The organism is Haloferula sargassicola, assembly GCF_040362925.1.
GTDB lineage: Bacteria > Verrucomicrobiota > Verrucomicrobiia > Verrucomicrobiales > Akkermansiaceae > Haloferula > Haloferula sargassicola.
The window spans coordinates 64,149-86,942 of record NZ_BAABRI010000005.1; the positions used below are offsets into that span (position 1 = coordinate 64,149).

Consider the following 22,794-nt stretch of genomic DNA (forward strand, 5'->3'; position numbering starts at 1 on the left):
TACAGATCATGGAGGAAAACCAACACGTCGCCGTCATCGACTTCGGCTCGCAGTACACGCAGCTGATCGTCCGCCGCGTCCGCGAGCTCGGTTACTTTGCCAAGCTCTACGCGCTGGAAGAGTTCCCGGAGATCGGGAAACCCGGTGCCATCATCCTTTCCGGCGGCCCCCGAAGCACCAGCGAGCCGGACGCGCCGGACCTCGACTTCGAGGCGCTGAAAAAGTTCGGCGTTCCCGTGCTGGGCGTCTGCTACGGCATGCAGCTGCTCAACATCAAGTTCGGTGGCTCGGTCGAGCCCAGCGACCGGCGCGAGTACGGCCAGGCGAAGCTCGTGCCCGCCACCGCGGAGGGGCTTTTCGAGGGCATCCCGCACGAGTCGCAGGTGTGGATGAGCCACTCGGACACCGTCGGCCGCCTGCCGGACAACTGCCAGGTCGTCGCCCGCAACCAGCACGGTACGCCGGTCGCCCTCCAGTGGGGTGAGACGTGGTTCGGCATCCAGTTCCACCCGGAGGTGACCCACAGCCACGAGGGCACCCGCATCCTCCACAATTTCCTGCTCCACGCCGGCAAGCTGGAGCCGTTCCGGATCGAGGACTTCAAGCGCGAGCTGCTCGAGCAGATCCGCGACCGCGTCGGCCAGCGCCAGGTCGTCTGCGGCGTGTCCGGCGGCGTCGATAGTACGGTGCTCGCCGTACTTCTGCACGAGGCCGGCGTGAACATGCGCGCGATCTACGTCGACCACGGGCTGATGCGGAAGGACGAGGGCGACGAGGTCCGCAGCAACTTCCACCGCATGGGCGTGCCGATCGAGACAGTCGACGCCTCCGGGCGCTTCCTTTCGGCCCTGGCCGGACAGACGGAGCCGGAGAAGAAGCGGGAAATCATCGGCAACCTCTTCATCGAGGAATTCTGGCGCGCGGTCGGAAACGCCGAGCTGCTGGCGCAGGGCACCCTCTATCCCGATGTCATCGAAAGCGCCTCGAACTCGAAGTCGAAGGCCTCGAAGATCAAGACCCACCACAACCGGGTCGACAAGATCCTTGAGCTGCAGGCGCAGGGCAAGGTGCTCGAGCCGCTGGCCGAGCTGTTCAAGGACGAGGTCCGTGCGCTGGGCAAGTCGCTCGGCATCCCGCACGACATCCTGCACCGCCACCCGTTCCCCGGGCCCGGGCTCGCGGTGCGCTGTCCGGGCGAGGTGACGCTCGAGCGTCTGGAGATCATCCGCGAGTGCGATGCCATTTTCATCGGCCACCTCAAGGAGAGCGGCTGGTACGACCGCGTGTGGCAGGCCTACGCCTGCCTGGTTCCGGTCCGGACCGTCGGCGTGAAGGGCGATGAGCGCAGCTACGAGTGGGCGATTTCCCTCCGCGCCGTGATCAGTGAGGACGCGATGACCGCCGACTGGGTCGAGCTGCCCTACCAGCTCCTGCGCGACACCAGCAACGACATCCTCAACGGCGTCGCCGGCATCAACCGGGTTCTCTACGACATCTCCACCAAGCCACCGGCAAGCATCGAGTGGGAGTGAGGAAAGCCCGGAGTCGAACCGGAAAGCGCCAAGCCACGCCAGAGCCGGACCGGGTCAGGCCGCACGGAACGTGTGGTCGCGCTTGAGTGTGCGGCTGCGGGAGGAACTGAGCTGGGAGCAGCGGTCGAGAATCTCCGAGATGAGCAGCTCGGGGTTTTCCGGGGTGAAGCAGAGGCGGCGGGATCCCTTGGCTTGAAACGGCCCGGGGAACCGCCAAAGCTCCCGGTCATCATGGATCTCACTCGAAGAGAATGGCTGCTCGCCGGAGGCGCGTGGCTTGGTGCCACATCGCTGGGTTGGGGAAACCCTTCGCGCCGGGTGAAGACGGTCTCGATTTTTTTCACCACCGACCTGCATGGACACATCGAGCCGACGCAGACCTACGATGGCATCGGGGATGTCGGCGGCATGGCGCGGTGCGTGACCCAGATCCGCGAGTGGAAGCGCCAGAATCCGGATTCCCTGCTGGTGGATATCGGCGACGTCTACCAGGGTACCGCGGTGGGATTGGAGACGGATGGAACGGTGATGATCGATCTCTTCAACCGGCTGGGCTACGATGCCTGGACGATCGGCAATCACGATCTCGATTGGGGTCGCGGAGTGATCGAGGGCGCGCTGGATCGATCGACCTCGGCAATCCTGACCGGGAACCTAACGGTGGATGGCCGTGCCTCCGATGACGCGAGCGGGCCGTGGAAGAAGGTGAAGCCTTGGATGATCAAGGAAGTGGCGGGCTTCCGCATCGGCCTGATCGGGGTGACCACGCCGGGCATGCCGTTCTGGTTGGCACCGGAAACGCTCGACGGCGTGGCGGTTTCCGATCCGGCGGTGTGCCTGAAGAGAAGCATCGCCGAGCTACGGGCGCAGAAGGTCGATGCCGTGGTGGCGCTGGGCCACATGGGCTGGCGGTTCGAGGACGACTTCGCAAACCCCGTGCGCACGATGCTGTCGGCGGCCCCGGGCGTGGACGTCTATCTGGCGGGCCACAGCCACCGCGACGAGCCGTCGTTCAAGGTCGGCGAGACCCTTTGCAGCCAGGCGAACTATTTCGGAATCCATTGCGGGCGCGTGGACCTCGCTTTCGACGCTGAGAGCCGCCGCCTGATCGACAAGCGCGCCTTCACGGTGCTGATGGATTCCCGCTTCGAGCTGGACCCGGCGGTGATGGAGGCGGCGCGGCCCGAGCTGAGAAGGGCTGATGAGCAACTCGCACGGAAGGTCTGCGAAGTGAGCTCGCCTTTGCCGGAAACCGGCGCACGGTCCTTGCGAAGTCTGCTTTGCGCGGCCTTTGCGGGAGCCTTGGAAAAAGCGGGCATGCCGGTGGACGCGGTGTTTCACGGCACCTTCGGCACGGGTCCGGTGCAAGCCGGCGACAAGACCGTACGCGATTGCTGGGAGTGGCTGCCCTACGAGAACCTGCTGGTGACGGCGGAGCTGACCCCGCTGGAGATCGCAGCCATTGTCGAGGAGGGGTCCGAGCAGAGTGACCGGGACCTGTGGCCGATGGAGGTGCAACGCAACGGCGACGGCCGCATCGAGGCGATCCTGCACGGCGGGCGGGCGCTGGAGCCGGGCCGGCGCTACCGCGTGGCGTTGAACTCCTACGATGGGCAGTCCGGCGGGCGCTCGATGATGAAGGCCCGCGAGATCCTGTTCCGTCCGGAGTCGAAACGCGAACTCACCGGGGTGGCGACCCGCGATGCTTTGATCGAGTATCTGTTGGAGAAAGGGACCATCTGAGATCGCCCCTTCCTCGCGAGGTTCAGACCTGCTCGATGGTCTTCTCCGTTTTGGCGTCGATCACGGCGAAGCGCTCGCGGTGAAGGGACGGGTCCGAGCGGAAGATGAGCCGGCCGGAGTGCTGGCGCTCGAGATCGACGAGCAGCTTACTGTCCTCGGTCTTGAATCGGTTGAGCACGTCGGAGTTGACGACCACGATCAGGTCTCCGCCCTGGTCGCGGCGCTTGTTGATGAGGGAAACCAGGCGGCGCTGGATTTCCACGCTCATGGTCATGGTGGTCTTCACGCGGCCGCGTCCCTGGCAGTACGGGCAGGGCTCGAACATCGTGTCCCGCAGAGACTCGTTGAGCCGCTGGCGGGTCATTTCCATGAGCCCGATCGACGAGATCTGGAGCACCTGTGTCTTGGCCTTGTCCCTGCGCAGGCGGTCCTTCATCGCCTTGTAGACCTGCTGCTGGTCCTTGCGATGACGCATGTCGATGAAGTCCACCACGACCAGGCCGCCGATGTTCCGCAGGCGGAGCTGGCGGGCGACCTCCTCGGCGGCCTCGATGTTGGTTTGGAGGATCATCTTCTCGACGTCCTTGGCACCGCGGTTGCGGCCGGTGTTGACGTCGATCGAGATCAGGGCCTCGGTTTCATCGATGACGATGTAGCCGCCACACTTGAGCCAGACCTGGCGGGAGAAGGCTTCGTCGATCTGCTTCTGCAGGTTGAGGCTTTCAAAAATCGGCCCCTGGGTGGCGAGGTGGTGGATGCGGCGCTTGGCGCGGCGGGAAACCTTGCCGGCGATCTCGCGGACCAGCTCGGTGGTTTCCTCGGAGTCGCAGATGACCTGATCGATCTCATCGGTGAGGAAATCGCGGGCGGTCTTTTCAATGAGACCGGGCTCCTGGAACACGCAGACGGGAGCGGGCGAAGCGTCGCGCTTTTCTTCCACTTCGTCCCATTGCTCGAGCAGCATGGCGAGGTCCCTGACGAAATGGCGGGCGCGGGTACCTTGGGCGACGGTGCGCATGATGATGCCCATGCCGTCGGGGACCGAGAGGCGCTGCATGATCTTGCGCAGCCGGGCGCGTTCCTTCGGGTCGTCGATTTTCCGCGAGATGCCGAACTGCTCGGTGTAGGGCATGAGGACGAGATAGCGTCCGGCGAGTGAGATATTGGTGGTGACGCGCGGGCCCTTGGTGCCGATGGGGCCCTTGGAAACCTGGATCATGATTTCCGAGCCGACCGGATAGATCGATGGAATGTCCTTTGAGGTGATCTTCTTCTTTTTCTTCTTCGGGCGGTCGCCGCGCTCGATTTCCTCAAGGCCGGAATCGAGGGCCGCGGGGATGGCGTCCCAAAAGTGGAGGAAGGCGTTCTTCTCAAGGCCGATGTCCACGAACATGGCCTTGAGGCCGGGTTCGATGTTGCGGACCCGGCCCTTGAAGATGCCGCCGACGATGTTCTGATCGCCCTCGCGTTCGACGGTGTATTCCTCCAGCAGGCCGCCTTCGAGCAGGGCGACGCGGCGTTCGAGTCGTTCGACGTTGATGATAAGGGTATTGCCTTCCTTCGGGCTCGGTTTTCCGATGCCGAAGATGCGTTTGATGCGTTGGATCATGGATAAGGATAAATAAAAGGATTTGTTTACCGCGTGCCGCCCGCCGGGGGGGGCTCGGGGACGACCGTGCCTTCGGCATCGACCTCAGGGGTGAGGGTCGGCTCGGGAGTGACCGCGGGTTGGGAGGGGAGAGTGACGGTGGGGCGGACCTCGATGGGATCGCTTGCTTCGTCGCCGGTTTCGCCGGCATCGGGGATGTCGGTGGCATCGATGGCCGCCATGACGTCCTCGGGCAGGGGAATGGCATCAATTTCCTCGCGGTTGCCTTCGACCGGGTCGAGAGGGGCGAGGGGCAGCTGCATGCCGTCATCGCGGGCGAGGATGCCGCTGAAAATGAGGTGGGCGAGGGGGCCGCAGACCGCGCCGCCGGAGCCGCCGGCCTGGACCAGCACGGCCACCGCGTATTTGGGATCGTCGAAAGGCCCGAAAGCGACCGTCCAGGCGTTGTGGGACGGTTTCCCGTTGTCGGAAGTTTGGGCGGTGCCGGTTTTTCCGCCGAGCTCCACACCAGGAATCCGCGCTCGGCCGGCGGTGCCGCCAGCTTCGTTGACGGCCTTCCACATGCCCTTGCGAACGAGTTCGAGCTGGGCGGGATCGACGCCCTCCTGGATGAGGTCGAATCGAAGCTCGGGCTTGTCCTCGATCAGCTTCCTGCCGTCGTGGGTCACGACCTCCTTGACGACGCGCGGGCGGTAATAGCGGCCGCCATTGGCGATGCAGGAGACCATTGAGCAGAGCTGAAGGGGCGTGGCCAGCGAGTCCCCTTGGCCAATGGACACCTGGGCGATGTCGCCAGGGGTCAGCCCGTTCTTGTGGGTGAATCGTTTCCAAGCCTTGGAGCCAGGCAGGCTGCCGGGGCTTTCCGCCGGGAGCCGGATGCCGGTTTGGCGGCCGAATCCGAGCATGGTGAAGCCGTTGACAAGGCGTTCTTCACCCAGCGTGTTGCCCAACTTGAAGAAATAGGGATTGCAGGATTTTTGGATGGCCTGGGGAAGTGTGAGAAGTCCGTGGCTGCCCCGGGACTGGTTCCACAGCCAGCAAGCCGGCTTGTAATTCCCGTAGGACACGTAGCCATCACACGAGAACGAGCGGGTGGCCAAGCCGTTGAGGCACCCGCTGAGCGCTGTCCCCAGCTTGAAGGTGGAGCCGGGAGTGAAAGCGGAAATGGTCCGGTCGACGAGCGGTGTGCAGTTGTTGGAGTTGTAGCTTTTCCAGTTTTCGGGCGAGATCGTCGGAATGAAATCGTTCGGGTTGTAGTCCGGCACCGAGGCCATGGCGAGGACCTCGCCGGTGTTGACATCCATCACCACCGCGGCCGCACGACCAGCACGGCGGATGGTGTTGGTGACGAGGTATTGGATCCGCGCATCGATGGACAAGGTGGCGGTCGCGCCTTCCTCGGGTGCCCGATAGTCGGTCAGGGCGGTGATCTGGCCCTTCTCGTTTTTCACCAGCGTCTTGCTGCTGGCGGCGCCGCGGAGAAACTCATCCAGCGTGGCTTCCAGGCCCATGGTGCCCTTTTCATCACCGATGTAGTGGTCGTATTTGCGCTTGGCCTCATCGGGGATTTCGCCCGGTTTCCACTGCTGGACGTAGCCGAGCATGTGGGAGGCGAGGGCGTTATAGGGATACTCGCGCTGCGGCTGGACATCGATGTAGACGCCCGGGACCTCGAGGCTGTGCTCGGCCAGCTTGGCGAACTGCTCGTAGGTCAGGTCCGCGGTGTAGGTGAAGGGAACCAGTCCGCGGTGGGTCACGTAGTGGGTCCTGAGGGCGCTGGCACGGTAGTTTTTTGCCAGGCCGAGGTCGTCGAGCATCGGGATGATCCACTTGTTGACGATCTCCACGATGTCCGTTTCCTCGGAGGCGCGGGGCATGCCGTTTTCCGTGGTGAGTTTCTCGCGCTTCAGGTCCTCGGCATGCTGCTGGCGGTAGGAGCGGTGGATTTCCTCCAGGTCGAAGTAGACGACGAAACTCCGCCGGTTGCGGGCGAGTTCGACGCCGTTGCGGTCGCGGATCGTGCCGCGCACGCCGGGCTCGCGCACGGTGACCTCGCGGTCGCCGGGGACCAGTGACTGGTAGTGGTCGCGCTTGGTGATCTGGAAGTAATAGAGGCGCTTCACCAATGCGCCGAAACCTGCCAGCACCATCAGGGTGAGGAGGAGGACGCGGATGCCTTGGCTGAGAAAATTCATGGTGGGTGCGGAGCTGGAATCACGACTCTCCGGGACGACGCCGCTGGGTGTCGAGACGGATCGTGTAGTGGAAGCGCTCCGCGAGGGCGAAAAGGATCCAGAAAACCAGGGGGGCGAAAAGGGTGGTCAGCGCGGAGCTAAGCGAGATCTTCATCAGCGTGCGGCTGCCGAAGCTGAAGCCGCCGCGGATGAAGTTGATGAGGAGGAACTCGGAGGTGAGATAGAGGAAGACGGCGATGCCGGCGAGCAGGGCGGAAAGCTGCCAGTTTCCCCGCCGGAACAGGGGACGGATGCCCTGCATGAGCATGCCCATGACGCCGTAGAGGATGATCGAGTAGCCGAAGCGCAGGGTCTCGACCGGGAACTGGTAAATGGCGGGGTCGCCGCCATGCGGGCCGATCCAGTTTTCCAGGTCGGTCAAAAACCCGCACACGAAGGCGAGCAGGAGCATGCCCGGCGGGGGCAGGGTGACGGCGGCACAGAGGAAAACGAGGGCAACGGGAAGGATCCGTGATCCGGAGAGCGCGGTAAGCGCCGGCAGGAACTGCTGGACGATCACCGCCACGAGCACGAGCACCAGGATGGAAGCGACGTAGCGGATCATCACTTCGGTGTCGTCAGCACGAACACGGTGGAGAGATTCTGGAAATCGACCGACGGACGGACAAGCGCCTCGGTGGAGAGGGGGCCGGGCTCGATCCGGACGATTTCCCCGATCAGGATGTCGGCGGGAAAGACCCCGCCCTTGCCGTTGGAAAAGACCCGCATGCCTTCCTGCAGCCGGGCCTTCGGGGACAGGAAGCGGAGCCGCAGCAAGGGGGTGCTGCCGAATTGCTCGCGCTCGCCTTGGACGATGCCTTCTTCGGGGCTGCCCTCGACCTTGGCAGCCACCTGGCAGGCTTCGTCGGTGAGAAGGATGATGGTGGAGTGCTCCTTCTCGAGGATCTCGATCTTGCCGACCAGACCGGCATCGGTCACGACCGGCAACGCGGTGCCGATCCCTGCGTCGGTGCCGCGGCCGATCTCGATGGTCTGCCACCAGGTGGTCGGTTGGCGGCGGGTCACGCGGGCGGCGATGACGTCGAAACGGTTGCGTTCCTTGAAGTCGAGCGCGCGGCGCAAGGTGGCGTTTTCCGCCTCGATGGTGCGGAAGCGCGACTCGATGAGCTTGAGGCGGTCGAAGTCCTCGCGCATCGCATCCACCTCGGCCTCGAGCTTCCGTGAATGTTCGACTTCGTCGAGAAATGCCCGGGATTTCACCTCGAGGTCGGAGCCGACGGTGAGGAAGGGCGAAATGGCCCGGTAGTAGGTGGCCTGCATCGAGCGCACGGTCTCCGGGCTCCGGGTCAGCGCCCAGGTGGCGCCGGCCAGGAAAAGAAGGAGTGCAAGCAGGTTGAACGGCCGCATTGCCCGGAGGTGGGATCGGAGCGCCCGGCGGGCGTCAGCTCGATTGGTGGGTGACGCGCTTCAGGACGTCGAGCTCCTGGAGCATCTTTCCGGTGCCCTCGGCCACGGCGCTCAGCGGATCCTCCGCGATGTGGACCGGCAGGCCGGTTTCCTCGCGCAGCAGCTTGTCGAGCCCGCGTAGTAGGGCGCCACCACCGGCCAGCACGATGCCGCGATCGACCAGATCGGCGGCCAGTTCCGGCGGGCAGCGCTCGAGGGTGGTGCGGACGGCATCGACGACCGTGCCGAGCGGGTCGGCCATGGCTTCGCGGATTTCCTGCGAAGTGATGGTGATCGTCTTCGGGAGGCCGGCGACGAGGTCGCGGCCCTTGACGTCCATGGTGAGTTCCTTGGCCAGCGGGGCAGCGGAACCGAGGCGGATCTTGATGTCCTCGGCCGTGCGTTCGCCGATCATCAGGTTGTAGTTCCGCTTCATGTAGGAAACGATGGCCTCGTCGAGTTCGTCGCCCGCGGTCCTCACCGAGCGGGCGTAGACGATGCCGCCGAGGGAAATGAGGGCCACCTCGGTGGTGCCGCCGCCGATATCGACGATCATGTTTCCCGAAGCGTCCATCACGGGCAGGCCCACGCCGATCGCGGCCGCCATGGGCTCCTCGACGATGTGGACCCACTTGGCGCCGGCCTGCTCGGCGGACTCGGAAACCGCGCGGCGCTCGACCTCGGTGATGCCCGACGGCACCGCGATCACCACGCGGGTGTTGCTGCGGCGACGTTGGTTCACCTTGCGGATGAAATGGCGGAGCATCGCCTCGGTGACCTGGAAGTCGGCGATCACGCCGTCCTTCAGCGGGCGGATGGCCACGATGTTGCCCGGCGTCCGGCCGAGCATGCGTTTGGCATCGTCGCCCACGGCCAGCACCTCATTGGTGCCGGCTTTGACGGCGACCACGGAGGGTTCGCGCAGGACGATCCCTTGGTCCTTGACGTTGACGAGAGTGTTCGCGGTGCCGAGGTCGATGCCGATATCATTGGAAAACCAGTTTCCGAAAATCTTGGCTAGCATGTTGAAATTGAATGGGAAGTGATCGAAAAAAAAGAAGTGGCTGCCGGACTCTTGCGGGCGTTTCGCCAGAGAGTTTCGGATAAAAAAATCCCCCCCGCGGCCATGCCGGTCGGGAGGGGTGGGAATATGCGGATAGCGCCGCTTCCCGGTCAAGCGGGATTCCGGCTGCTGTCCCATGGGATTGAAGGGATTGGCGACCTTCGGTCAGCGGGAGATTTCCGGCTCAGCGCATGCGGTAGTAGCCGTCCGGATTGTAGAGGAAATAGACGTCCTTCGGACTGATCCGAGGCAGATACATCACCGGGTGGCCTTCGTCATCGACGCCCTTCTCCAGCCCGAACATGGCCGCCTTTTTCGCCGACTTGGCGGCATCCTCGGCATCGGGAGAATGGGTGAGCGAGGTTTCCTCGATGCCGCTCACGATGTGGTTCACCCATTTGAGCTTCTGCGCGTCGGTGCCGAACTCGCTCCAATCGCCGCTGGAGACCTGCTCATACATGCGCTTGATGAACTCTTCCTTGGTAATGCCCATCTTTTCGGCGATCGGGGTGCCAAAGCGGTCCCACCACCGCTCGCTGTCCTTCAGCAGCTCGGCCTGTTGGGTGAGGTTGAGGCGCCCGAAGAGGGTGCTGCTGATCTGGTGGTGAAGGATCACCGAGTTCGGGTAGGCGTAGGACTCCTCCGCCAGCGTGGTGATCGCCGCGGCCATGGAGGCGGCGAAGGATTTCACAACCACGTGGATCGGGGCCTCGCTGGCCTCCATGGCCTTGAGGATGCGGTAGCCGGCCATGACCGAGCCGCCGGGCGACTCGTCGATCACGATGAAGATCGGCTTCTTGGCATCCATGTTGTTGTAGAAATGGATGCGGTCGGTGATGAAATCCGCGGTTTCGGTGGTGATCGCGCCGTTCAGAGGGATGCGGCGGTCGGAAATCACCAGCACCCCGTCGTCACGCAGCGGATTGTCGAGGTATTCCGGCGGGTTGTCGGCGTAGCCTTCGCGCTCCTCGCTCTTCTTATAGCGGGAGATTTCGCTGTCGAGCTTCTCCAGTTCCAGAGCGTGCTCGGCCTGGGCGGCCTTGAGTTCGTTGGCGAGGGCCTCGGCGCGGGCTTTGGCGATGGCGGCTTCGCGGGTCAGGCGTTCTTCTTCGACCTTGGACTCGGTGATTTCCTGCTGGGCCTCGGACTGGCGCTTGAGTTCGGCGAGGTTGAGCCGCTCGGAGATGAGCTGCTTTTCCGCCTGCAGGCGGGCGATCTCGGCCCGCATGTCGGAGGTTTCCTTTTTCACCCGTTCATCCACCAACGCGTTCTCCAGAGCCAGGCGTTCCTGCTCCGATTTCATCGAGTTGTCCTCCGCCGATTTGGACGGTTCGGCGGACCCCTCGGAGGCGGCGGTCGGGGCCGGGGTGGCGGAGGGCGCGGCAGCGGATTCCTGCGCGTGCAGGGGCGCGGCGAGGGCGAGGGAAAGGATGGCGGCGCGGGTGAAGCGGTCTTTCATGATGAGGGCCGATGGAGTTTGCTCGGGTGTCGTATCGTCAATCAAACGTCGGTGGAAGGCGCGTTCGTTCGTTCTTCTTCCTGAATTTTCTTCAGTTGCGCCCGGTAGCCGAGGAACAGCAGGGTGCCGGCCAAAAGGAGAAAAACCAGCAGCGCGCCGCCGATGAAAATCACAATGCGCGAGCCTCCCTTGCGGAACTGCTGGTCGGTCACCACGTCCGGGACAGGCTCCCCGGGATTCCGCGCCAGCAGGAGCTTTCCATCCTGCAGCCGGGCCTGGGTCAGCCTGGCCATCACCGGGCCGATCGCCGGATCCTTGAGGTAGCGCTCGAGGATCCTCAGGGTGGAAAAATGACCCATGAAGCCCTCGTCGACCTCCGCGCCGGGAACGTCGAGCGCCTTGACGTGCAGCGCGACCTCGCGCTTCGAGAGCAGCGGCGTGACGTGCATGGTGCCCACCAAATAGCGCGGATCGGCGGCGATCGGGCCATCCTCGCCCTCCTTCGCCAACCGCGGCCGGCCATTGAGCTGGTAGCAGATGTCGATGAGCATCTCGTCGTCGCGGATTTCCTTCACATGGAAGGTTCCGCGAAGCTCCTTGAACTGCGGGTAGCGGGCGATCGCATCGTTCAGGTCGTTCACATCCAGCTCCAGCGAAGCGGCCTGTTCGCCGCCTTCGACGGCCTCGCGGAACGAGGCCAGCCGCGCATCCAGTTCGCGGCCCTCCGTTTCGCTGAGCTCGGCGGCGGGGACGGGTGCGGGGTCGGCGCGGGTGAATTTCTCGATCGCCGCTGCCTGCCGGAACGGCACCCACATCGAGAAGCCGATCAGGAACAGCAGGGTGCACACGGCGGCGATCAGGATGGCGCAGCCGGAGAGCGGGGAACGGGCGGAATCGGACACGCGAGGGGTTTGGAGCTCCGGGTTCCAAGTTCCAAGTTCCAAGTTTCCGGAGGGTGTGGCGGGAGCTTTTCGGATTTGCAGTTTCGGCGTCGGGTTCCAATCGTCCGCCCATGGCGAAGGTGCTGGTGGGACTCTCGGGAGGTGTCGATAGCTCGGCGGCGGCGGCGATGCTGCTCGAGCAGGGGCACGAGGTGGCGGGCGCCTTCATGAAGAACTGGGTCAATGCCGAGGGCCTGCCAGGTGACTGCCCGTGGGAGAGCGACCTCGAGGACGCCCTGGCGGTGGCCAAAAAGCTGGGCATCGAGTTTCGGGTGATCGATCTGATCGACCCATACAAGGCGCGGATCGTCGACTACCTCGTCGAGGGCTACCGCTCGGGCATCACCCCGAACCCCGACGTCTGGTGCAACCGCGAGATGAAATTCGGCGTGTTCCTCGACTATGCGCTGGAGCAGGGCTTCGAAAAGGTCGCCACCGGCCACTACGCGCGCCGCCGCGACCTCGCCAACGGCCAGGGCGCGGTGCTCAAGGGCGCCGACCCGAACAAGGACCAGAGCTACTTCCTTTCCCTGATGACCCAGCGCCAGGTCGCACACGCCCTGTTTCCCGTAGGGGAGCTGCTCAAACCCGCCGTCCGCGAGGTGGCGCGGCGTCATGACCTGCCGACCGCCGGCAAGAAGGACAGCCAGGGGATCTGCTTCATCGGCGAGATCAAGATGCGCGACTTCATCCGCCACTATATCCCGGATTCGCCCGGGGAAATCACCGACACCTCCGGAAAAGTCCTCGGTCGCCACGACGGGCTCCACCTCTACACCCTCGGCCAGCGCAAGGGTCACGGCGTCGCCTCGCCGCGCGATGGCATGGCCTACGTGGTCATCGGCAAGGATCTCGGGCGGAACCGGCTGATTGTGGGCTGGGACGAGGCCAGCACGCCGGGGCTTTATGCGGAGCGCTGCGTGATCGGTACCCTGTCGGCGATCAACGAACCCTTCGACACTCCGCGCCGGATCGAGGCCCTGCCGCGCTACCGCGCGAAACCCGAGCCCTGCCGGATGGCGCCACTGCCGGATGGCCGGGTCGAACTCACCTTCGAAAAACCGCAGCGCGCGCTGGCCCTCGGCCAGATCTGTGCCTTTTACGAGGGCGGACGTTTGCTTGGCGGCGGGGTGTTCGAGGAAATCGGGTGAGTGAATAGAATCCGCACGATTCCGTCCCAGCGAGGATGAAATCGTTTTTCGCGATGATGCTGGCGGTGCTGTTTCTCGGCGCCGGCGTCTCCCAGGCGGCGAACTCGCCGGCCGAAATCACGGAAAAGGAAGCCGTCCGCTTGATCCGCCTGGCCTTCGATCTGACCTCGGATCCGATCGAGGTGGTGTCGGTCGTGGTGGGCGACCTGAACGAAAACGGCTTCATTCATCCCAATGTTTGCCGGGTGTCCGTTCTCCGGCTTTTCAAAGGCCGCTTCGGCGAGCGTGACAAGCGGCTCGAGTGCCACACTTTCCGCTGGTCGGAGAAATACGGGTGGTATCTCCAGTGCAGCGAGAAGGGCCGGCTCGGGACCGAGATCCACATCTACAGCGAGCTTTTGAAAGAGGTGATCATCCGCTGACCTGGGTCAGCCTTCCATCCCCGCCAGCCGCTCGGCCATCTCGGCCTTCTGCAGCTCGGTGGTCAGCTCTTCCAGCGAGCCGTTCATGATCGCATCGAGATGGTGCGAGGTGTAGCCGATCCGGTGGTCGGTGATGCGGCTCTGCGGAAAGTTGTAGGTGCGGATCTTCTCCGAGCGGTCGCCGGATCCGATCAGCGCGCGCCGCGTGGCGGAGTATTTCTCCTGCTCTTCGCGCACCTTCATTTCATAAAGCCGCGAGCGCAGGATCTGCAGCGCCCGTTCCTTGTTCTGGCCCTGCGAGCGGCCGTCCTCGCAGCGCACCATGATCCCCGTCGGCAGGTGGAACACCTGCACCGCGGATTCGGTCCGGTTGACGTGCTGGCCGCCCGCGCCGCCGGCACGGCAGACCTCGATCCGCAGCTCGTCGGGCTTGAGTTGGACGTCCACTTCCTCGGCCTCCGGCAGCACGGCCACGGTGACGGTGGAAGTGTGGATGCGGCCCTGCGTTTCGGTCGCCGGCACGCGCTGGACGCGATGGACGCCCGACTCGTATTTCAGGAACCGGAAGACCTCGTCGCCCGAAACGCCGAGGGCGACTTCCTTGAAGCCGCCGACCTCCGAAGGGGAGGAGCCGAGGTGCTCGGTTTTCCAGCCCCGGTTCTCCGCATGACGTTGGTAAAGCCGCAGCAGCTCGGCCGCGAACAGCGAGGCTTCATCGCCGCCGGCTCCGGCGCGGATTTCCACGATCGCATCGCGGTCCTCGTTGGGATCAGCCGGCAGCAGCGCATACTGGAGCTTTTCCTCCAACTTCGGAATCTCCGCCCGCAAGCGTTCCAGTTCGGCGGCGGCCAGCTCGGCCATTTCCGGATCATCCGCCGCGGCCAGTTCTTCGTTTTCGCCCAGCTCGGAACGGGACTTTTCCAGGCGGTCCCAGATTTCCAGCGTCTCCTTCAATCGACGGTGCTCGCGCATGATCTCGGACGCGCGGCGGGCGTCGGAGAACAGGTCGGGATCTCCCATGATCTCGGTGATTTCCGCGAAGCGGCGGCGGCGCTGGTCGATCAGGTGGGTGAAATCCATGGGTGGCCGAATGATGAACGACAAATGACGAATGCCAAACCGAAGATGATGCCGGGGTGGACAACGAAAACGACCGCGGACCCGGTGAGGGCGCGCGGTCGCGGTTTGAGCTTCGATTTAACGAAAGGAAATCAAGCCTCGGCCTTGGCGGCGGTGCGGGCCTTGCGGATGATGCTGGCCACGGTCTCGGACGGCTTGGCGCCGTTGTCCACCCACTTGTCGGCCTTCTCGAGATCGATGGTGTAGTTCGCGCCTTCCTTCATCGGATCGTAGGTGCCGAGCTGCTCGATGTAGCGTCCGTCACGGCGCTTGCGGCTGTCGACGGCGACGATCTTGTAGTACGGGCGATCCTTGGTTCCTTGGCGGTTGAGGCGGAGAGCGACGGCCATAATTGAATGTGTGGTAAAAAAATCGGGGTCCGCAGGGAGCGGGCGGGCGCGGAAGGTGTACGGTACGGGCCGCCTTGCCAAGCAGAATCTTGGGGCTTTTGGCGAAGCCGTGCTTTCCCGCTTGCCAAGGGCGGGGGGATCTGTCCTTTTCCCGCCCGGTTCCGGGGCGTAACTCAGCCTGGTAGAGTGCCTGCTTTGGGAGCAGGATGTCGTCAGTTCGAATCTGGCCGCCCCGACCATTTTTTTCTTCGCCCCGCCCGGGCTTTTCGCGGCGCAGGGTATTCAGAGACCTCGGCTGGAAGCGCGGGAAGCCGCTGCATCACGAGCCTTCGATGGGACCTCTCGGGTCGAGCCGCTCGACGGGCCCGGGCCTCGAATCCGACGGTGCAGGGCTCCAGAGAGGGAGTCGGTATTTAGGATTGCTTAACGATCGTTGACGCCGTTTCATCCTGTTGGGCTGAAAAAGACGAGGGATGGCTCCCACCCGAGGCTCTCCCTTTCCGCAATGTGAAGATTGAATCGCAAAGACGATGGGCAACGCAACGAGCATGGAGAACTGGGCGGCGCGCGAACGGCTGCGCTTGATCGAGCGCGCGGTGTGGTGGCGCGGCTGGATCGGCCGGCCGGATCTGGTCGCGATGTTCGGAATTTCCTCCGCGCAGGCATCGAGCGACCTGCAGAAGTATCAGGAGCTGAACCCCGGGGCGCTGAACTACCAGATGAGTCGCAAGCGGTACGAGGGCGCGGAGGGGATGCGCTGCGTGCTGCACGAGCCACGCCTGGAGGAGGGGATGGCGGTGTTTCTGGGAGACAAGGTGGCGGTCGGTGCCACGGCGGAGTTCGTCGGCACGGGCAGGGTGGAGATGGTGAAAGTGCCGCGCCGGCCGGTTTCCGCAGAGGTCGAGAGGCGGATCTTTCTGGCGGTCTGCGCGGGGCTGCGGCTGGAGGTGAACTACCACAGCGTGAGCAGCGGCAGGTCGGGCCAGCGGATGATCGTGCCGCGGGCCTTCGCACATGACGGCCTGCGCTGGCACGTGCGGGCATGGTGCGGCAGGAACGGCGCGTGGCAGGATTTTGTGCTCGGGCGGATCTCGCGCGCCTCGTGGCCGGAGAGCGTGAAAGAGGAGCCCCCGGTCGACGAATCATGGGAGACCTTCGAGACCCTGCAGTATCGGATCAATCCGAGCCTGTCGGCGGAAAGGCGGGCCGCCCTGGCGATGGACTACGGCGTGGGCAAGAGCGGGATCCTCAAGCTTCGCTGCCGCAGGGCGATGCGGCAGTATGTGGAGGCGATGCTTCGGGTGCCGGTGGAGACCAAACGGCTGCCGGGACACTTCGTTCCCGCCTGACGCGATCGCCTCCCAGCGCGGCTGTCCTCGATTTCGGCGCTCGTGTTCCTCCCCGGCTCCGGCGTTGACGGACATCACGAAAGCTTTGCGGATCATGGACCTCAGTAGCGGGGTTGGGTGAAAAACACCGGACTGTGCCGGTCGCGATAGACCTCGCCGGCGGGAGTCAGGCTGCCATCGTCGCGCTTCAGCTTGCGGCCGTCCTCGACCCAGTTGTAGAGCGCATAGCGTTCGACGTAGGGCGTTTCATCGAGCATCTCGATCATGTCGGCGATGGCGCGGGCCTGCTCCTTTTCCGAGGGATCGCGGTGCGGGGTCCAGTTGGCGCCGTTGTTCCACTCGGTGATCCAGATCGGTCGCCGGGTGCGGGCGTGGATGTCGTCGATGAAACGCTTCATCGCCGCCGCGGCGGAGCGGCCGTCGCCGGGGTCCGGCACCGCGCGGTAGTAGTGGACGGCCACGAAATCGACCCGGAGGCCGGCCTTGTCGGCCTTGTTCATGAAGTCGTAGAGCCAGCCGAGACCGCCATCGCTGACCGCCGGCGATCCGACCCGCAGCCCGGTCCGGAGCAAGACCGGCCAGGCGGCAAGGGCGTCATCGACCGACAGATTCGCCTGGTCCGGCCGGTGGGGCTCATTGAAGCCGAGCAGGTGGTTGATGCCTTTATGGCGCCAGTCCTGGTCCATGCCCGGCCAGTGGCGGTTCTGGCGGATGGCGACGTATTCGAGGTCGGGCGACGAGTTCGCGCCGATGTTCCAGTCGTAGAACCAGCCGCAGTCCAGTCCTTGGTGGATGCCCCCGGCGATGCCCTTCTTGCTGCACCAGTTCCACGGAAAGACGCGGACGAACTTCGGGCGTCTGCCGAGCCCCTCGGGCAGCGGGTCGATCACCACGTCGTGGTCCTGGGCGACGTAGTTGATGCTGAAGCCGCTGCCATCCTCGTTTTCCGCCAGGGTGGCGGTGTAGCCGCGCTTGAGGACGAGGGATCCGGCCGTCGGGATGTCCTCGCTACTGGGTTTATCGTAGATCGGGAAGGCCGTCGGCGTGCCGGAGAGGCCGGGGGAGGGAAACAGGTTCAGGGCGGGGAAATCCGGGCCGTGAGGGATGACCACCGCGCCGCCGGCATACGGGTTGACGCGGATGTTCTTGTCGATTTCCGCCGCCGAGCCGTTGACGAGCATGCGGTCGAGGAAATGCTCGATGACCTCGGAGGGACGGATGTTTTCGAACACCAGCCAGCCGTCCGGGGCGGTGAAGTGGACCGAGCTGCCGCGCAGCGGGTCGTCGGCGCCGGTGAGATGGACCTCGGTCGCCGGGCCGATCTCGAGGAAAGTGCCGGTGACGCGCTCGTCCTCTCGCCGCTTGTAGTCCCGGGTGCGCTCGATCGGCTTTCCGGGTGATGCGAAGGGCGCGGGTTCTTTTTTCGCGGCGGCGATGCGGATGAAGGCCTGGTTGGCGGGCGTGAAGTTCTCCAGCGGCAGCTCGAAGCTCTTGCCGTTGGCGCCCGTCATGACGACGAAGCCGTTCTTTTCCGTAACCAGCTCCGCCTCGACCGGCTCCTTGATGCCCTGAAAGACCCACTGCCGCGCCGGCAGCAGCGAGGCGAGGGCGAAAAGGAGGGCGAGGCTGCGGTGGAGCATGGCGGCGGAGGGGTTCTCAGCCCTGGTTGGCTTCCGCCTTGAGCGCGAGGAGATCTTTCATGACGTGCCCGAGATGGGCCGATTCGACCACGCCGCCGAAGGCATCGTGCAGCTCGCGGTAGAGGTCGTAGAGCCTTTCGTAGACCGCCTGGTTCTCAGGGATCGGCTGGTAAACGACGTCCTTCAAGCCGGTCATCGCCGCCTGCGCAGTGGCGAAGTCCGGATGGCCGCCGCCGACCACCGCCGCCCCGATCGCCGAGCCCAGCGCGCAGGCCTGGCTGGAGCGGGCGACGCGCATCTCGCAGCCGGTCACGTCGGCGTAGATCTGCATCAGCATGGCGTTCTTCTCGGCGATGCCGCCGGAGCAGACGACGCGCTCGACCGGCACGCCGTAGGCCTTGATCCGCTCGATGATGGCGCGAGCGCCGAAGGCGGTGGCCTCGATCAGCGCGCGGTAAATTTCGGCCCGGCTGGTGTGCAGCGTCTGACCGAGCATCAGGCCGGTCAGCGATTGGTCGACCAGGATGGTGCGGTTGCCGTTGTTCCAATCGAGCGCCAGCAGGCCGGATTGACCGGGCTTCAGCTTGCCGGCCGCCTCGGTGAGCGGCCCGTGCTGGCTGACCTCACCGATCACGCCCTCGACGTACCACTTGAAGATGTCGCCGACGGCCGACTGGCCGGCCTCGACGCCATAGAATCCGGGCAGGATGGCGCCCTTGACGATGCCGCAGATGCCCGGGATGTCGGCCACGTCCTTGTCGGCGGAAACGACGGCGCAGTCGCAGGTCGAGGTGCCGATCACCTTGACCAGCGTGCCTTCATCCACGCCGCAGCCGATCGACCCGTAGTGGACATCCATTTCGCCGATGGCGATGGCGATCCCCTCGGGCAGGCCGAGCCTTTCCGCCCACTCGGCGCACAGCGTGCCGGCCTTTTCCGAGGCATCGTAGGCTTGGTCGTAGAGGCGGTCGCGCAGGTCGGCCAGGGCGGGGTCGAGCGCGGCCAGGAACTCCTTGTCCGGCAGGCCGTTCCAGTCCTCGGCATACATCGCCTTGTGGCCGGCCATGCAGATGCCGCGGCGGATCTGCGCGGGGTCCTTCACGCCGGCGAGCAGGGCGGGGACGAAGTCGGACAGCTCGACCCACGAGTGGGCGGCGTCGAAGACCTGGCGGTCGATATTGAGGCAGTGCCAGAGCTTGGCCCAGAACCACTCGGACGAGTAGGTGCCGCCGATCTTGGCGAGGTACTGCGGGCGCATCTCGCCGGCCTTTTCGGTGATCGCGGCGGCCTCCTTGATCGAGGTGTGGTCCTTCCACAGCCAGCAGTGGGCGTTCGGGTTGCCGGAAAAGTCCGGATCGAGGGCGAGCGGGACGTTCGAGGCATCGACCGGGATCGGGCTCGAGCCAGTGCCATCCACGCCGATCCCGATCACCTGGCTGGCGGAAAAGCCCTCGGTCCGGGCCGCCTCGGCGAGCGCGCCTTTGACCGCGGTTTCCACGCCCTGGATGTAGTCGGCGGGATTCTGCCGGGCCAGGTGGTGATCGCTGGGGCAGAGGAGGATGCCCTGATTTCCCGACGGGTAATCAAAGATGCAGGTGCCCAGCTCCGCGCCGTCCGAAATGCGGACCACGAGGGCGCGGACCGAGTTGGTTCCGTAATCGATGCCGATGGTGTAAGACATGGCCGCAACGTGGGCACCGATTTCGAAAAAGGGAAACCCGGAGTTGGGTCATGAGGAAAGATAGGAAACGTTTAGTGGCTTCGAAAAGCCGTCATCGACCGGATTCCTCCCATGCCAGGGACTCCAGCCTCCAGCCCTCCTCCGAATCCCGCCGCCAACGGCTGTTGATGTGCATGATTCCATCGACGGGCCGGGTCGCGCCGAGATCGACGATGGCATCGACCTGGAAGCGCACCGTGGCCTGGTCACCCTCGATTTCGACCGCATCGAAGCTGGGCGCCTGCAGTGAAATCATGCGCACTCCGCGGGCGGCGGCGGAGTAGAAGAGCGCGGCGTTTTCGCGCTTCAGTTGATGCGGAATGCGTTCCGGGAAGCCGGAGGGCGGCTGGATGCGGATTTTCCGGGCAAGGTACTTCTCCAGATTCGGCCCCCGGGTATTGCGGGCGATGTCCGGCATGTTCGCCGGCACGTTGGCGGTCTGGATCATGTTCGAGACCCGGCGCTTCATTTTCTGGGTGGGAGAAAACCACCACGCGCCAAGGCCGATCAGGAGCAGGAGGCCGATGAGGACCGGCAGTCGTTTCATGAAGCCAACCTCGGTGCCGCACCGGATCGACGCAAGCCGGGCCGCCAAGAAGATGCCGCCCCATTCCCTTTGTTGGCTTGCGCCGGGGTGGGGCATTGTGGAGCGTTCGCCGCGGATGACGCCCCTGCTGCGGAAACTTCTCGGGATGAACTGGTGGCTGGTGATCGTGATGTACGGTCTCCTCGCCGTCGGCGTGTTCTCGATCGAGAGCGCGGCCCGCTACCTGCCGGAGGGCGGCGCCTACTACGCCGGACTGCAGAAAAAATGGATTCTGCTCGGCAGTGCCGCGTATTTCATCACCGCGATGTTCGACTACCGCTGGTTTCGCTGGCTGGCGCTGCCGATGTATGTCGTGGGACTGGGCCTGTGTGCCTCGATCATGAATTCGGATGCCGACGTCCACCAATTCAACCGCTTCGGGCTGAGCTTCCAGCCCGCGCAGCCGGCGATCGCAGCCGGCATCCTGATGCTGGCCTGGCTGCTCCAGGACCTGCCGCGGCTGGGGCGGAAAATCCCCAAGATCGGCTGGCTGCTCGAGGAGCCCCTCACCAAGATCGCGATCGTCGGCGCGCTCACCGGGATCCCCTTTCTGGTGGTGGTGAAGATGGGCGACATGGGCTCGGCGCTGGTCTGGATGCCCGTCGCGCTGGTGGCCCTGATCGTGGGAGGCGTGCCGTTCCGCTACTTGAGCTTCATGCTCCTGATTGCCGTGGCGGCCGTGCCCCTGCTTTATTTCGTGGTGCTCCCACAGGTCTCGGAGCGCGGGCAGGAGCGGATCGAGCTGTTCCTCGACATGCTCGCCGAGCGCCCGGTGGACACCAACGGCCCCGCCTACGCCCCCTACAACATCGCCATCGCGGTCGGCCACGCCGGCTGGAACGGCACCGGCTTCATGTCCACCGCGGACCAGGGCTCGATCCACGGCCGCAAGATGATTCCCTTCAACACCGCCCACAACGACTTCATCTTCGGCGTGATGGCCGAGGAGCTCGGTTTCAAGGGCGGGCTGCTGCTGATTTCCGGCTTCACCGTGCTGCTGGTGCTGTGCCTGTTCGTCGCCTCCTACGCGCGCGACATGATGGGCTGCATGCTGGTCGGCGGGGTGGTGGCGCTCATTTTCGCCCACGTTTTCGAAAACATCGGCATGTGCATCCAGCTCATGCCGATCACCGGCATCCCGCTGCCGCTGATCAGCTACTCGGGCACTTTCGTGGTGATGTGCATGTTCCTGCTCGGCCTCGTCCAAAGCGTGTGGGTCCACCGCAAGCGCGCCAAGGTGACCGCCGAGGAGAAAGAAAAGACCAAGCCTCAGGAACCGGGGCTGATCCTCTCCAACGACTTGCGGTAGCCTTCCAGATCGAAAGGCCGCTTCGTCCGCACCACGCGGTCCGTTTCCTCGGCCAGCACGCGGGCGATCGCCTCCCGCGCCTCCTCCGGCTCCAGGCCCTCGCGCACCAGCCGGTCGAGGGTTTTGGAAACGAAGGGCGTCGCCGGAGAGGCGAGCTGCTGGTCCACGGCATCGAGCAGGTCCTCGAAAAATCGGTCCGCGGCGTCGTCTTCGCTGAAGGGCAGGTCCATGGTGTTAGAGCAGGTTTTCCGGCGCGAGCTGCAGCCAGGGCGTGTATTCCGGCGGGATCGGCGCCTCGAACTTCATCCGCCGGCCGTCCGCGGGATGATCGAACTCCAGCTGCCAGGCGTGGAGCATCATGCGCCCGGGCTGCGCCTTCTGGCGGGCGGGTTTTCCATAAATCGGATCGCCGATCAGCGGGCAGCCGAGGTGCAGCATGTGGACGCGGATCTGGTGCGTGCGGCCGGTGTGGAGGTCGCATAAAACCAAGCTGCTGCCGGTGGCCGGATCGTGCGAGAGCACCCGGTAGTCGGTGATCGATGGCTTGCCGGCCGGCGGCGTGACCACGGCCATCTTCATGCGGTTCACCGGGTGCCGCGCGATGTGGGTGAAAACGGTGTCGCCCTCGGCCGGCGGCGTGCCCTGGACCACGGCGAGATAGCGTTTCGAGGTCGTTCGGCCGGCAAACTGATCGACCAGCGAGCGATGGGCGGTGTCGGTCTTGGCCACCACCAGGCAGCCCGAGGTGTCCTTGTCGAGGCGATGGACGATGCCCGGCCGCTCGACGCCGCCGATTCCCGACAGTCGCCCGCGGCAATGGTGGAGCAGCGCGTTGACCAGCGTGCCGTCGGGATTTCCCGCCGCGGGGTGGACCACCATGCCCTCCGCCTTGTCGAGCACCAGCAGGTCGTCGTCCTCGTAAAGCACCGCCAGCGGGATTTCCTCCGGCTGGGCCTCGGCGGGGACGGCCTCCGGAAGGTCGATCTGGATCCGGTCGCCGAGCGCCACCGCATCGCGCGGCTTCGCCGGCTGGCCATTGCGGCGGATGTGCTGGTCGCGGATCAGCGCCTGGATGCGCGAGCGCGACAAGTCATCGAGCCGCGATGCCAGGAACGCATCCAGCCGGCTGCCCGGTTCGCCATCGACCTCGATCTCCATCC

General features: G+C 64.8%; 20 protein-coding genes and 1 tRNA gene. 7 read left to right on the forward strand and 14 right to left on the reverse strand.

Annotation, left to right across the window (positions count from 1 at the left end; translation table 11 throughout):
* The first annotated feature begins 8 nt into the window (after positions 1-8).
* Both guaA and ABXH26_RS05325 read left to right on the forward strand, forming a co-directional pair.
* Positions 9-1,532, forward strand: coding sequence for a glutamine-hydrolyzing GMP synthase (guaA, locus tag ABXH26_RS05320; protein ID WP_353566009.1), 1,524 nt, complete (start codon positions 9-11; stop codon positions 1,530-1,532).
* 231 nt (positions 1,533-1,763) lie between these two features.
* A complete protein-coding gene (locus tag ABXH26_RS05325) occupies positions 1,764-3,275 on the forward strand; it encodes a bifunctional metallophosphatase/5'-nucleotidase (RefSeq protein ID WP_353566010.1) in 1,512 nt (503 codons plus the stop codon).
* Positions 3,276-3,297: 22 nt separating this feature from the next.
* Here ABXH26_RS05325 and ABXH26_RS05330 read toward each other — a convergent pair whose 3' ends face one another.
* From ABXH26_RS05330 to ABXH26_RS05360, 7 genes are all read right to left on the reverse strand, one after another.
* Positions 3,298-4,884 (reverse strand): Rne/Rng family ribonuclease, encoded by a 1,587-nt coding sequence (locus ABXH26_RS05330; protein WP_353566011.1) that lies wholly within the window; start codon positions 4,882-4,884, stop codon positions 3,298-3,300.
* Between the two features lie 26 nt (positions 4,885-4,910).
* Positions 4,911-7,079 (reverse strand): penicillin-binding protein 2, encoded by a 2,169-nt coding sequence (gene mrdA / locus ABXH26_RS05335; protein ID WP_353566012.1) that lies wholly within the window; start codon positions 7,077-7,079, stop codon positions 4,911-4,913.
* A gap of 19 nt (positions 7,080-7,098) precedes the next feature.
* On the reverse strand, positions 7,099-7,683 hold the full coding sequence (locus ABXH26_RS05340; protein ID WP_353566013.1) for a hypothetical protein: 585 nt from the start codon (positions 7,681-7,683) through the stop codon (positions 7,099-7,101).
* Positions 7,683-8,486: a rod shape-determining protein MreC gene (gene mreC, locus ABXH26_RS05345; RefSeq protein ID WP_353566014.1), complete on the reverse strand. Its 804-nt coding sequence runs from the start codon at positions 8,484-8,486 to the stop codon at positions 7,683-7,685. Before mreC ends, ABXH26_RS05340 begins: the two co-directional genes overlap by 1 nt.
* A 34-nt stretch (positions 8,487-8,520) precedes the next feature.
* Positions 8,521-9,549, reverse strand: a complete 1,029-nt coding sequence (locus tag ABXH26_RS05350; protein WP_353566015.1) for a rod shape-determining protein — start codon at positions 9,547-9,549, stop codon at positions 8,521-8,523.
* A 223-nt stretch (positions 9,550-9,772) separates the two neighbouring features.
* On the reverse strand, positions 9,773-11,047 hold the full coding sequence (locus tag ABXH26_RS05355; protein ID WP_353566016.1) for an ATP-dependent Clp protease proteolytic subunit: 1,275 nt from the start codon (positions 11,045-11,047) through the stop codon (positions 9,773-9,775).
* A gap of 41 nt (positions 11,048-11,088) precedes the next feature.
* A complete protein-coding gene (locus tag ABXH26_RS05360; protein ID WP_353566017.1) occupies positions 11,089-11,949 on the reverse strand; it encodes a hypothetical protein in 861 nt (286 codons plus the stop codon).
* Between the two features lie 110 nt (positions 11,950-12,059).
* On the opposite strand from ABXH26_RS05360, the gene mnmA reads away from it, so the two are divergent.
* Positions 12,060-13,139, forward strand: coding sequence for a tRNA 2-thiouridine(34) synthase MnmA (gene mnmA, locus ABXH26_RS05365; protein WP_353566018.1), 1,080 nt, complete (start codon positions 12,060-12,062; stop codon positions 13,137-13,139).
* Positions 13,140-13,174: 35 nt separating this feature from the next.
* Positions 13,175-13,561: a hypothetical protein gene (locus tag ABXH26_RS05370; protein WP_353566019.1), complete on the forward strand. Its 387-nt coding sequence runs from the start codon at positions 13,175-13,177 to the stop codon at positions 13,559-13,561.
* 6 nt (positions 13,562-13,567) lie between these two features.
* Here the strand turns inward: ABXH26_RS05370 and prfA are convergent, their stop codons facing one another.
* Both prfA and rpsP read right to left on the reverse strand, forming a co-directional pair.
* On the reverse strand, positions 13,568-14,641 hold the full coding sequence (gene prfA, locus ABXH26_RS05375) for a peptide chain release factor 1 (RefSeq protein ID WP_353566020.1): 1,074 nt from the start codon (positions 14,639-14,641) through the stop codon (positions 13,568-13,570).
* A 131-nt stretch (positions 14,642-14,772) separates the two neighbouring features.
* A complete protein-coding gene (rpsP, locus tag ABXH26_RS05380; protein WP_353566021.1) occupies positions 14,773-15,030 on the reverse strand; it encodes a 30S ribosomal protein S16 in 258 nt (85 codons plus the stop codon).
* A 162-nt stretch (positions 15,031-15,192) separates the two neighbouring features.
* On the opposite strand from rpsP, the gene ABXH26_RS05385 reads away from it, so the two are divergent.
* Both ABXH26_RS05385 and ABXH26_RS05390 read left to right on the forward strand, forming a co-directional pair.
* A tRNA-Pro gene (locus ABXH26_RS05385) sits at positions 15,193-15,269 on the forward strand.
* 291 nt (positions 15,270-15,560) lie between these two features.
* Positions 15,561-16,379, forward strand: coding sequence for a BrxR family helix-turn-helix transcriptional regulator (locus ABXH26_RS05390; protein ID WP_353566022.1), 819 nt, complete (start codon positions 15,561-15,563; stop codon positions 16,377-16,379).
* A gap of 101 nt (positions 16,380-16,480) precedes the next feature.
* On the opposite strand, the gene ABXH26_RS05395 is transcribed toward ABXH26_RS05390, so the two are convergent.
* From ABXH26_RS05395 to ABXH26_RS05405, 3 genes are all read right to left on the reverse strand, one after another.
* The gene (locus tag ABXH26_RS05395; protein ID WP_353566023.1) at positions 16,481-18,019 is read right to left on the reverse strand and encodes a glycosyl hydrolase; all 1,539 of its coding nucleotides are present in this window, start codon (positions 18,017-18,019) and stop codon (positions 16,481-16,483) included.
* 16 nt (positions 18,020-18,035) lie between these two features.
* A complete protein-coding gene (locus ABXH26_RS05400; RefSeq protein ID WP_353566024.1) occupies positions 18,036-19,700 on the reverse strand; it encodes a ribulokinase in 1,665 nt (554 codons plus the stop codon).
* Between the two features lie 91 nt (positions 19,701-19,791).
* A complete protein-coding gene (locus ABXH26_RS05405; protein WP_353566025.1) occupies positions 19,792-20,286 on the reverse strand; it encodes a hypothetical protein in 495 nt (164 codons plus the stop codon).
* Between the two features lie 145 nt (positions 20,287-20,431).
* Between ABXH26_RS05405 and ABXH26_RS05410 the strand changes: the two genes are divergently transcribed.
* Positions 20,432-21,634, forward strand: a complete 1,203-nt coding sequence (locus ABXH26_RS05410) for an FtsW/RodA/SpoVE family cell cycle protein (RefSeq protein ID WP_353566026.1) — start codon at positions 20,432-20,434, stop codon at positions 21,632-21,634.
* On the opposite strand, the gene ABXH26_RS05415 is transcribed toward ABXH26_RS05410, so the two are convergent.
* Positions 21,595-21,864: a hypothetical protein gene (locus ABXH26_RS05415; RefSeq protein WP_353566027.1), complete on the reverse strand. Its 270-nt coding sequence runs from the start codon at positions 21,862-21,864 to the stop codon at positions 21,595-21,597. The genes ABXH26_RS05410 and ABXH26_RS05415 overlap by 40 nt on opposite strands.
* A 4-nt stretch (positions 21,865-21,868) precedes the next feature.
* Positions 21,869-22,792, reverse strand: coding sequence for an RluA family pseudouridine synthase (locus ABXH26_RS05420; protein ID WP_353566028.1), 924 nt, complete (start codon positions 22,790-22,792; stop codon positions 21,869-21,871).
* Positions 22,793-22,794: the final 2 nt, after the last annotated feature.